Source organism: Paenisporosarcina sp. OV554 (genome assembly GCF_003058165.1).
GTDB lineage: Bacteria > Bacillota > Bacilli > Bacillales_A > Planococcaceae > Paenisporosarcina.
Map to the genome: position 1 here is coordinate 1 of NZ_QBUC01000032.1, position 11,711 is coordinate 11,711.

General features: G+C 37.6%; 6 protein-coding genes, 8 tRNA genes and 1 rRNA gene. 13 read left to right on the plus strand and 2 right to left on the minus strand.

Annotation, left to right across the window (positions count from 1 at the left end; genetic code table 11):
• Positions 1-107 precede the first annotated feature (107 nt).
• The 3 genes from rrf (at position 108) to C8K15_RS18110 (ending at position 5,002) form a co-directional block, all read left to right on the plus strand.
• Positions 108-223: ribosomal RNA gene (gene rrf / locus C8K15_RS18100) — 5S ribosomal RNA — on the plus strand.
• Positions 224-237: 14 nt separating this feature from the next.
• Positions 238-312, plus strand: a tRNA-Asn gene (locus C8K15_RS18105).
• 334 nt (positions 313-646) lie between these two features.
• Positions 647-5,002, plus strand: a complete 4,356-nt coding sequence (locus C8K15_RS18110) for an alpha-amylase family glycosyl hydrolase (RefSeq protein ID WP_108587828.1) — start codon at positions 647-649, stop codon at positions 5,000-5,002.
• A gap of 280 nt (positions 5,003-5,282) precedes the next feature.
• Here the strand turns inward: C8K15_RS18110 and C8K15_RS18115 are convergent, their stop codons facing one another.
• Entirely contained in the window at positions 5,283-5,915 is a 633-nt protein-coding gene (locus C8K15_RS18115) for a hypothetical protein (RefSeq protein ID WP_233260557.1), read from the minus strand.
• Between the two features lie 988 nt (positions 5,916-6,903).
• Here C8K15_RS18115 and C8K15_RS18120 point away from each other — a divergent pair.
• The 7 genes from C8K15_RS18120 (at position 6,904) to C8K15_RS18150 (ending at position 7,716) form a co-directional block, all read left to right on the plus strand.
• A tRNA-Thr gene (locus C8K15_RS18120) sits at positions 6,904-6,976 on the plus strand.
• 38 nt (positions 6,977-7,014) lie between these two features.
• Positions 7,015-7,089 (plus strand) — tRNA-Glu (locus tag C8K15_RS18125).
• Between the two features lie 172 nt (positions 7,090-7,261).
• Positions 7,262-7,337 (plus strand) — tRNA-Val (locus C8K15_RS18130).
• 15 nt (positions 7,338-7,352) lie between these two features.
• Positions 7,353-7,436 (plus strand) — tRNA-Tyr (locus C8K15_RS18135).
• Between the two features lie 19 nt (positions 7,437-7,455).
• Positions 7,456-7,530: transfer RNA gene (locus C8K15_RS18140), tRNA-Gln, on the plus strand.
• Between the two features lie 19 nt (positions 7,531-7,549).
• Positions 7,550-7,622 (plus strand) — tRNA-Lys (locus C8K15_RS18145).
• 21 nt (positions 7,623-7,643) lie between these two features.
• Positions 7,644-7,716: transfer RNA gene (locus C8K15_RS18150), tRNA-Ala, on the plus strand.
• 250 nt (positions 7,717-7,966) lie between these two features.
• On the opposite strand, the gene C8K15_RS18155 is transcribed toward C8K15_RS18150, so the two are convergent.
• Complete coding sequence (locus tag C8K15_RS18155) at positions 7,967-8,848, minus strand: LysR family transcriptional regulator (protein WP_108587829.1); 882 nt, start codon at positions 8,846-8,848, stop codon at positions 7,967-7,969.
• Positions 8,849-8,950: 102 nt separating this feature from the next.
• Here C8K15_RS18155 and C8K15_RS18160 point away from each other — a divergent pair, with 102 nt between their 5' ends.
• From C8K15_RS18160 to rocF, 3 genes are all read left to right on the plus strand, one after another.
• Positions 8,951-10,021, plus strand: a complete 1,071-nt coding sequence (locus C8K15_RS18160; protein WP_108587830.1) for a citrate/2-methylcitrate synthase — start codon at positions 8,951-8,953, stop codon at positions 10,019-10,021.
• Positions 10,022-10,059: 38 nt separating this feature from the next.
• Entirely contained in the window at positions 10,060-10,641 is a 582-nt protein-coding gene (locus C8K15_RS18165) for a GNAT family N-acetyltransferase (protein WP_199224140.1), read from the plus strand.
• A 70-nt stretch (positions 10,642-10,711) separates the two neighbouring features.
• Positions 10,712-11,617 (plus strand): arginase, encoded by a 906-nt coding sequence (gene rocF / locus C8K15_RS18170; protein ID WP_108587855.1) that lies wholly within the window; start codon positions 10,712-10,714, stop codon positions 11,615-11,617.
• The last annotated feature ends 94 nt before the right edge of the window (positions 11,618-11,711 follow it).

An 11,711-nucleotide genomic window follows, 5' to 3' on the forward strand; every position in this document is an offset into this window, starting at 1 on the left:
CGACGTGTGCAGCTGACGAATACTAATCGATCGAGGACTTAACCACAATTTTGAATGGCTTTCAATGGCCCGTTTATCCAGTTTTGAGTGAACAAACACTCAATAAGTCTAGTGATAATGGCAAAGAGGTCACACCCGTTCCCATACCGAACACGGAAGTTAAGCTCTTTAGCGCCGATGGTAGTTGGGGGTCTCCCCCTGCAAGAGTAGGACGTCGCTAGGCTTTTTTTATTTTATTCCGAAGTAGCTCAGTGGTAGAGCAATCGACTGTTAATCGATTGGTCGTAGGTTCGAGTCCTACCTTCGGAGCCATCTTCATACTTCTATAGATAGCCAGGTTGAATTTTCTATAGTAAGGAAGAGGTTTTATAGGTCTGCGTTATACATATTGAAAAAAACTTATTAAACCATTCTTCTCTTAAGTTAACTACTTGAGGGGTGGATGGCTTTTTTGTGTTGAATAAATACTAGGAGTAATAATAATTAACTGAAAAATGAGAAAAAATAACTATACAATAACTCATCATTCCTTCGAATGGATTATTTTCCAATAAAAGATAGTGTGACATAATGTAGAAATGAAAGCGCTATCTTTATTTGAGTGGTCTGTCGCTTTTATTAAAAAAATTATTCTAGGGGGATTTTTGTGGGGAAGAGAAATACTACACGCAATGTTTTTGTCTGGCTTCTATTTTTCACTCTGTTTATGCAAACGATTGCGCCGGTAACATTATTTCAACCAACAATAGCAAAAGCTGAAGAAAAGATAGTTACACTTGTTGGTAATCTTCAAAGTGAACTTGGAGCTCCTGGAGATTGGGACCCTGCTGATAAAGCGACTGTTATGAAGCTTCAAGCGGATGGAAGGTATAAATTTACTGGCACACTCCCCGCAGGAAATTATGAATACAAAATTGTAATTGGCAGCTCATGGGATGAAAATTATGGTGTTGACGGAGTAGCTGGTGGCGATAATTATATACTCACTATAGATAATGAAAAAGAGGTGACTTTTATTTATGATGACACCACAAAAAAAGTAATTATTCCAGAACCATTACCTGAAGAACAAACACCCCGAATCGTTGGGGATATCCAGCCGGATATTAGTGCAGGTAGCGAGTGGTCACCTGGAGAATCGACAGCATTGTTGCAAGATGAAAATGTTGACAATATCCATACGTACACAACCCAAGTACCAAAAGGAAAACACGAGTTTAAAATTGTACTAGGAAACAATTGGGATGCTCAATCATTTCCATCGAATAATTTTGTGCTTACTGTTGTAAAAGATTCAACTGTGACCTTCTTTTACAACCACGATACGAAAGAAGTCTATACCGATTACGATATAGGACTCCCTGATGGCAGTATAACAGGAGAAAAACTTTTTCATGATACATGGAATGAAGCGTTCAGGTCCCCATTTGGAGCGATAAAGGCGGGGGAAGAAGTAACATTGCGCCTTCAAACGAAAAAGGGTGATTTAACATCTGCTAAACTCATGTTGAGAAACTACAATTCAGGTAACACCATTGTAAAAGACATGGTGAATGCAGGTTGGACAACTATCGATGGAAATGAAATTGAGCTATGGGAAGCAACAGTTACACCGATTGATAAAGGTGTCTATGGCTATAAATTCGTTGCCCGAGATGGAGAAGCACTCAAAGAGTACGGGGAAGACACACAAGAAGGTGGAAAAGGGTCGACGGGCGATTCAAATGCGAGTTTATTCCAAATGACGGTTTACGATCCTTCTTATAAAACACCAGATTGGATGAAAGAATCTGTTGTCTATCAAATTTTCCCGGATCGTTTTTTCAATAGCAATAAGAAAAACGACGATAGTAAAACTACTGCCCGTGGAACGGAGCCGATTGAGCATCAGGAGTGGGGTGAAATTCCTGATAATCCAAGACTAGCTGAAACGGAAGGCTACTCAGGTGACGAAATCTGGTCGAACGACTTCTTCGGTGGTGACATTGCAGGTGTGCAGAAAAAACTTGATTACATCCAATCACTTGGTGTAAACACGTTATATCTGAATCCAATTGCTTACGCATCTTCGAACCATAAGTATGATGCGGCGGATTTCAAAGCAATTGATCCGATGTTTGGAACACCTGAGGAATTCAAAAATTTCACAAAAGAACTGAAGAAACGTAAGATGCATCTCATTTTAGACGGAGTATTCAACCATGTAGGTGATGATTCTATTTATTTTGACCGTTATGGAAAATACGAAACTGTAGGTGCTTATGAATATTGGTCGAGTATCTACAATCTGATGAATGATAATTCAGACTTAACTAAAGAAGACGCGATAGAACAAACAAAAGAAAAACTATTAGCAGAAGGACAGAAGTTCAGCACATATGGTTTTCATAATTGGTTTAACATTGAAAATGAAAAAGTTAATGGTGTATACAAATATCAAGCTTGGTGGGGATTTGACTCCCTTCCAGAAATCAAGTCTGTGCCAGGTGAAGCGGTGGACTATGATTCAGAGTTAAACAACAAAGATTTCGCAGATTATATTATGTATGACAAGAATTCAGTTGCAAAATCTTGGCTTGACAGTGGCGCTTCAGGATGGCGCTTAGACGTAGCGAACGAAGTGGATACAGAGTTTTGGAGAGAGTTCCGAAAAGAACTCAAAACAGATGAAAAAGAAGAGCCACTAATCCTTGGAGAGATTTGGGATGACGCATCTGAATACTTCCTTGGAGATTTGTATGATTCTGTTATGAACTACCGTTTCCGTGGAGCTATGATTGATTATCTCAAAAACGGCAATGCAAAAGGGGCAGAAGATCAGCTGAACGCGGTATTTGAAGACTATCCTCAAGAAGCATTTTACTCCTTGATGAATTTAATGGGATCTCACGATACACCACGTGCAGCATTTGTATTAGGAAATGGAACAGATTCCTTTGAACAGGCAGAACTTGACCCGAACTACAATCATGAGCTAGGTGTTAAACGATTGAAGATTGCATCGATTTTACAAATGGGCTATGCAGGTGCTCCAACCATGTATTATGGAGATGAAGCTGGTGTTACAGGGTCCAAGGATCCGGATGATCGCAGAACGTACCCATGGGGTAATGAAGATAAAGACCTTGTGAAGCACTATCAGAAAATCGGGAAAGTGAGAAGCGACTTTCATAATCTATTCAGCCATGGTGATTTAAATCACTTGTATGCGAAAGATGATGTTTTAGCTTATACACGTTCTGATAAAAAAAATGTAGCGCTGGTTATTACAAACCGTGGCAGTGAAAGTAAAACGATAGAGTTAGATGTGAAAAAACTTATTGTGAATAACGTAAATCTTATTGATCAGCTAGATAAGAAATACAAAGCGACAGTAAAAAATGGAATGCTGACAGTTACAGTGCCGTCATTGAACGGACGAATGCTCGTTTCTGACAAAGGGCAAAACTTACAGAGACCCGATGTTGTTTCAAAAATAAAAGTAACTGAAAGCAGTCACACGATTAACCTTTCTTGGAAAGGACATGGAGAGAGCTTTGCTATTTATCAAACAACCATATCAGGTGCTTTTTATGAAAAAGTTGCGATAACTAAGAAAAAAGAAATTAACATTGAAGGATTAGATAACGGACGAAACTATTATTTCGCAGTCGTTGCGGTTGATAAGGATGGAAACGAATCTGTAAAGGCAGAAATTAATAAAGCGGCTGTTCCACATGTTGATTTAACCGAAGAGAATTATGAGATTGAGAATCTTTCTATTCTTGAAGATGGAATAATTGATTTGTCTAAAGCGCAAAATATCTCAGTCGATATATTAATTAAAGGGGAAACAGAAAGTGACTTAGCAGAAGGCCTACAAGCTGAACTTCAAGTTAAAGAACCTGGGAAAGAAAGTTGGATATCGCATAAAGCAAACTATATTAGCCAAAATGACCATTTTAATCATTTCAACAGTTCATTCCTACCGTTCAACGAAGGTTTGTACGAATACCGTTATGCATTTTCAACCGATTTATGGCGAAGCTGGGTAACATCTGAAACGAAAACTGTGTCATTTACTAAAGGACAAGATGTAACTGATCCGGCATCAGCTGTATTGTTAAATCAAGCGACACAAGAATCAGGTCAAGTTAATCTGACATGGTCGGTTGAAGATGCAAATGAACCATATCTATATACAATTGTCCGTGATGGAGAAGTGATTGCCCAATTACTAGATACAAATGCTAGTACCTATAAAGATATGAATGTTACAAATGGAAAGAGCTATTCTTATGAAGTGCATATTTATGACAAAGCAGGTAACCGTGTGAAATCAAACGCTATTAGCGTGATACCTGATCTAGTATTGGTAAAAGTAACAATGAAGGTTAATGCACCGGCATGCACTCCACAAGGTATCGATATTACGATGCCAGGTAGTAAAAATGGTTGGAATACAGGTGCATGGAAGATGACACGTGGTGGAGCTGTAACGAACGATTATGAATATACGTTTGAAGCGCAAGAAGGCGAAGTTATCACTTACAAATATGCAAAAAACAATTCGTGGGATCAAGAGGGTCTTGCGGATCACACTCCAGGAAACGTAAATGATGATGATGTGAGCTTTTACGGTTATGGGGCTGAAGGAACCGACTTAAGTTTTGTGGTCACCAACCAAGGTGGTAACGAAATGGTTGTTCAAGATAAGATTTTACGCTGGATAGATATGCCTGTAGTTGTGACGTCACATACCAATGGACACAGCGTTACGACTGACACAATCACACTTAAAGGTAATGCAATCAAAGAAGGCATTTTAACTATTAACGGAGACGCAGTGACAATTAACGATGATATGACATTCACGCACACGGTGAGCTTGCAATACGGAGAGAATGAGCTGAACATTCGAATTGAACCGTCAGAAGAAAATAAAACGACTATCTTTAAAAATGACGGTGGCGCCATTGCGAAAAATACAAAGGTTATCATGATGTCTATTATTAAGAACTAACAAAAATAAAGAGCTGCCGAGAAAAATAAGGGGTTCTCTTGAGAGGTGCAAAATTTCAAATGTACCTGTAAATAGCTATTTAAAACGAAATGGAATTAGCACCGCATACTTAGCGGTGCTTTTTTCTCATTATAAATTTTAGTCAGCGGTATAATCTTCTTCCTTATTAAACTAAAGCACCCGCGTAAATTAATGTCAATAAAGCTATAGTTAGAAAAGGTAATCTTGTTTCACCTATTCTATAAATATTAAAATAACATCTATGCAATATGGAAAACACTTAGAGAAAAGGACGGTAAACCACAAAATAGACTATGGAAGATACAGCGACAATTGTCATTATATAAATCAATTTATTATTTGCTTTTTTATAAAACCAACAGCCTAATACTATCAGACTCAGGAAATCAAAAATCAATTGAAATAAAAAAGTATGATTATTATACAAATAGATACTTATACCAATTGTTTCCGCAACTAATCCGCTTACTGGTAATGCGTACAAAAAGTTGCTCAGTTTGTTCTCTTTGTTCCAGTAGTAAAGCACATAACTAATAGCACTACATACTAAGGCAAAAACATTATACAGTATAAAAAGATTCCATTGAAATCCTTCATCGTAGAATCTTGGAATAAAAGAGCCGAGTACATATTTTAAAAAGTAAAAACTAAAATTCATACTTAATAGATACAATAAAACATTAATTGCGGCATTTTTATTTGAAGAACTAAAATATATAATTAATGTTACCGTTAACATCCAAAAGCCAAATAAAGTCGCTATTGAGCTGAAACTCCATAGGTCATCATATGGAAAAAAATCCGTCAACCTTGTTATTATACCCACCAATAAACCTAGTCCAATCACAAAAGAATAGGATTTAAAGCTCCCATCTATTTTCTTCGAGTGCACTATCACAAAAAATCCCTCTCCATTCAGATTAAATAAATAATCTTAAGTTCTAATATTTTATTATATTGCCATAGAAATTATGCAGTATGTCTGAAAGTGCTTCTTCAACTATCCTGCCTCGTTAGTTGAATAAAAATAAAATCCTCTTTTATTTATTATACCAACATTTTACATTTTATCCTGCAAAATATAAACTTTTCTGTTTATAAAAAACGATGTAGATTGGATGCGCTTTTAGCATATCAATTAGCAGAATGATTAGTTGTATTACAACTTTCATTGTAGTGCGACCCAATAGACTACTAAATATATAGCTAAAAATGGAGGTTATTAGAGCAAGAATGTTTATATATCAATCAGAAAAGGACTGCCAATTCATATGCGAATTGATAGTCCTTTTATGTTGTATTTTAAAGTTTTGCACCTCTGAAGAGAACCCCTTACGAGAAAAAGGCAGCTCTTTATTTATAAGGATATGATCATCTCTGGACTTAACTGAAGAAATATCAATAAACAGGACTATCTTTATACCTAACCTAAATGGGAATAGCAAGTCTTTAAATAGACATAATATTATTGTCTACTTTGGTTGTTTGACAAAAAATAAGAGGTCAAGCTGAGTAAGCTAGACCTTTTAAACAGATGTGATTTTTATTTTTGATTACCTTTCTCAAAGGCTCTAAAGCTTATCTAAGTAGAGGTTAGAGTAAGAAAAATTCAAGAAGATAATAGTATAATTGCGGATAAGAGACTCTATGAAAAGTAGCAAGGAAATGGCTATTAAAAAAATATTTAATATTAAATAAATGAATTTGAGTTTGTATATTAATTTATTGATAATCAACCTTTATAGAGTTATTTTAACCAAAGTATAAGATTTTTGATGAAAATGAAAAAAACTCTTTACATTCTATTGTAACTCCATTAGAATAAATCTTGTCCGCTTTAAGAGTGACGTGAATTAACCGTTTTAATGCCTTATCTTCTTGCTTCCATAGCTCAGCAGGTAGAGTGCTTCCATGGTAAGGAAGAGGTCACCGGTTCGAGCCCGGTTGGAAGCTTTTTTCCAAAAATACATACTCGTCAAATATTGTCATTAGGCCCCTTGGTCAAGCGGTTAAGACACCGCCCTTTCACGGCGGTAACACGGGTTCGAATCCCGTAGGGGTCACCAATTTCTTTTTACGTAACTTTAACCAGTATGTAAAAAGAGTCAAAAGCAAGTAGTTCAAGGAAACGAGTCGGAGATGTTCTTCTACTAAATTCGCCACGTCCTGTGGCAACGTAGAAGCCAGCACATCCTGTGCAAGTGACAACGAAATACGCAGCTTTTCATTCTTTTTAACGGAGGATTAGCTCAGCTGGGAGAGCATCTGCCTTACAAGCAGAGGGTCGGCGGTTCGAGCCCGTCATCCTCCACCATAATTTTTTACCCTTGGAGGGGTAGTGAAGTGGCTAAACACGACGGACTGTAAATCCGTTCCTTCGGGTTCGGCGGTTCGAATCCGCCCCCCTCCACCATTTTTTAAGATATGTTTGTTGGGGTATAGCCAAGCGGTAAGGCAACGGATTTTGATTCCGTCACGCCCTGGTTCGAATCCAGGTTCCCCAGCCATTTCTTTTCTAATATGTACGAGCCATTAGCTCAGTTGGTAGAGCATCTGACTTTTAATCAGAGGGTCGTAGGTTCGAATCCTACATGGCTCACTTTTTTACAAAAAATTTCTTGGGGCCTTAGCTCAGCTGGGAGAGCGCCTGCCTTGCACGCAGGAGGTCAGCGGTTCGATCCCGCTAGGCTCCATAATATATAAAAAAGACACATGGAATGTACCACATTCCATGTGTCTTTTTTTGAAAGATAAGCAAGCATCAACTTTGAGACTACAGCGAACCCAAAAATCAAAGTAGTTTTTTATAGTTTCGCGCATAGTCGACAAAAATTTGAGAATAGTCGACAAAGAACCGCTCAAAGAAAAGGCAAATCAAGAAAACCGCGCATAGGAAAAAATTTCAGTCAGAGGTCCTTCGATACAGCAGAAGGGCCTTTTGGTTTATCCGAAATAATGAGTTGATAACAAATGGATGAATTCTTTCTCCAAGTCGTCTTGTTTCTTTACTAAAACATAAGTGGTGACTTTCGGTAATTCAAATAAATCAAAAGGGACTTTCATTAATCGACCTTCAAGTAATTCTCTTCTAACAATCGAATGCGGAAGAAACGAAATGCCAAGACCATCTTGAATGAAGCGCTTGGTGATATGGGCTTGTGATACTTTCATAGTACGCAAACCAGGAATATGTTCTCTTAGTAGGACCAGTACATCTTCCCAGAATACTGGGTGGTGGTGGGTCAGTAATGTATGAGTGCGCAAGCAGTCCATTACATTGATAGGAGGTCCAGTTTCATCATCATAATTATCCACAGGCACGATAAACAAAAGAGGTTCTTCGAAAATCGGAATCGATTGAAGATGCTTTGAATGCGCATCTATTGCTGAAATTCCTAGATGGACATCCCCAGAATCGACGAGTGATTCAATTAAGTTTGATTCTTCTACACGGATTGTGATTTCGAGGTCTGGATGTTGCTTCATAAAATTTCGTAATATGTAGGGCAAGATGGTTTCTGCTAGTAATGGAGATATGGCAATCGTCCAAGTTCTTCGGAATCCTTGCTTATATGCATGAATGGTTTGCACACTCTCTTCAAATTGGAGAAGGAGGTTTTCGGCTTTTTGTATGAATAACTTACCGGCGTCAGTTAACGTTACACTATTTTTGTTGCGATCAAATAATGAAACCCCTAAAAAATCTTCCAACAATTTAATATGAACAGTCACGCTCGGTTGAGACATTAACAATTGTTCAGATGTTTTACGAAAGTTTAATGTTTTTGCAGCCATGCTAAATGTTTTAAGCCATTGAAGTTGCATATAATCCTCCCGTTAATTAAAGAAATTAATTGATTTAATTATAACTATTTAATATTTATAATCAATTTTCAAACGTATACTGCAAGTATAGGAGGCGATAGTATGTTTCAAAAAGGATTAAAAGATGTGGTGGCGGTTCATACGAAGATTGCATCAGTGGATGGAGAAAAAGGAGAATTACGATATCGTGGAGAACTTGTGGATAAGGTCATTCCAAATACGACATTTGAAGAGTTGTCCACATTCTTATGGACAGGAAGTAAGAAACCGATTTCTCCGTTGTTTATAAAAGGGCGAATTCTTCCACAGCATGTGCATAACTTACTTCAAACTTTGCCAAATGACCTGCAAGTCATGGATGCCATGAAAGCAGCTATTGCTGTTTTCGGAACAACATCTTTTCTGGAAAAACCAAATGATGAACAAGCAATCCTACTTACAGCAGCATTACCGGTCATCGTGGGAACGTTTTATAGAAAACAACGGGGACTTCAACCAGTAGAATCTCGAGATGATCTTGGACACACCGCAAACTTTTTATACTTACTAACAGGGATATCCCCAACACCTGCACAAGTTGAAGCGCTAGAGACATATTTGTTAGTAACAATGGAGCACGGTCTAAATGCATCGACGTTTGCAGCAAGAGTGACCATCTCAACTGAGTCTGATATTCCTTCAGCGATTGTGTCCGCACTTGGTACTATGAAAGGTCCATTGCACGGAGGGGCGCCTTCAGGAGTACTTGATTTATTAGATGACATGAAGTCACCTGAACATGTCCGTGCAGTAATAGAAGAAAGACTAAAGAAAGGCGAGCGTATTATGGGATTCGGTCACCGTATTTATAAAACGGAAGATCCTCGTTCTATCTTGCTACGCGAAAAATGTTTAGCGTTGCAGGGTGAAGATGCATGGTTGGATTTAGCGACGTTTGCAGAAAAAGAAATTATTGAATTGTTAAATGAACGTAAACCTGGTCGTAAGTTATACACAAATGTAGAATTTTATGCGGCTGCTATTATGCGCGCAATAGATCTTGACCCAGTTTTGTTCACGCCTACCTTTAGTTTGGCAAGAATTGTTGGGTGGACAGCACATGCAATAGAACAGGCTGGAGATAATACCATTTTTAGACCACAGTCAGTTTATATTGGCAAAAAATTCGTATGAGTAAGCTGTGATAGTGCTAATTTAAGGAGTTGCTAGATTTGAGTGTAATTTTGATGCATGAAAATGTAACATTACGTCCTATGAAAGAATCTGATATCTCACGTTTGTGGAAATTGACCACACCAGAAATATTTACGCATATGCTCAATCAAATCCAAACTAGTGAAGAATTTGAGAAATGGATGGAAGCTAGTTACTTACAAATGAAAACTTCGAATACAGCCGTTGTATTTGTGGTTGCCAATTTAGAAACGGATGAATTTTTTGGTTCCACACGAATTTACAACATTGATCATGCGAATAAATCGTGTGAAATTGGTGGAACCTATTATGGAAAAGCTTATCAACGAACGCATGTTAATACGATTACGAAGTGGTTGCTCCTTACCTATGCTTTTGAAACACTCGGAATGATCCGTGTTCAATTTAAAACAGATGAAGAAAACGTAACATCACAAAAAGCGATTGAACGACTCGGTGCAACAAAAGAAGGTATTGTTCGAAATGAACGTATACGGTCGACTGGAAAACCGCGCAATGCAGTAATGTATTCAGTTATTGATAGTGACTGGGAATTTATTAAAAATAGACTGGAAGAGAAAATGAATATTTATTCATAATCATGTCCAGTTGAGCCAACACCCCTTCCCGTTTTACAATAGACTTAAGGAAATGGGGGGGTATAAAATGATGAATAATTTAAATATATCTTTAATTGGTGTACCAATGGATTTGGGTCAAAATCGTCGCGGAGTTGATATGGGACCAAGTGCGATTCGTTATGCTGGGGTAGTTGAGCGTTTACAAGAGATTGGCCATACAGTAACCGATGAAGGCAATATTCAAATTGCAGCTGCTGAAAAAGCTGCTTCACCAGATACTAATCTAAAAAATTTAAAAGAAGTAACAGATGCGAGTACTGCTTTAGCTAATAAAATTCATGACGTTATGGAAAATGGTCAATTTCCACTAATTCTAGGTGGCGACCATAGTATTGCGATTGGAACATTAGCGGGTTTAGGCGATCGTTATGAAAACCTAGGTGTGATTTGGTACGATGCGCATTCGGATATAAATACGGGAGAAACGTCTCCGTCTGGAAACATTCACGGGATGCCACTTGCGGTAAGTATTGGATTAGGTCATGAAAAATTAGTGAATATTCGAGGGTTTGCACCGAAAATCAAACCTGAAAATGTAGTCATTATTGGCGCGCGTTCAATCGATCCAGGTGAACGTGAAATAATTAAAGAACAAGGAATTAAAGTATTTACGATGCATGACATTGATAAGCTTGGGATGACTGAAATTATGGATCAAACAATGTGGTACTTAAAAGACCGTGAAGTCGATGGTGTACATTTATCTCTTGATTTAGATGGAATTGACCCGATTTATACGCCAGGTGTTGGTACACCTGTACCAGGTGGTATTAGTTACCGAGAAAGTCATTTAGCAATGGAAATGTTGTTTACCTTTGATATGATTACGTCTGCTGAATTTGTGGAAGTAAATCCTATCTTGGATGAAAAAAATAAAACGGCTGATGTTGCAGTAGCTCTAATAGGCTCATTGTTCGGAGAAAAATTATTATAAGTTTTAACCAAACTGTTCGACCTAGCATTAATTGCTTAAGGTCGAACAGTTTTTTTGTGGAAAATGATCATAGAATCTGTATTTTAATAATGGA

Bases quoted from the DNA above. Each gene is read 5' to 3' on its own strand.
- C8K15_RS18160 (WP_108587830.1), top strand. From the start codon at position 8,951: ATGTTTCAAAAAGGATTAAAAGATGTGGTGGCGGTTCATACGAAGATT.
- C8K15_RS18155 (WP_108587829.1), bottom strand. From the start codon at position 8,848: ATGCAACTTCAATGGCTTAAAACATTTAGCATGGCTGCAAAAACATTA.
- rocF (WP_108587855.1), top strand. From the start codon at position 10,712: ATGAATAATTTAAATATATCTTTAATTGGTGTACCAATGGATTTGGGT.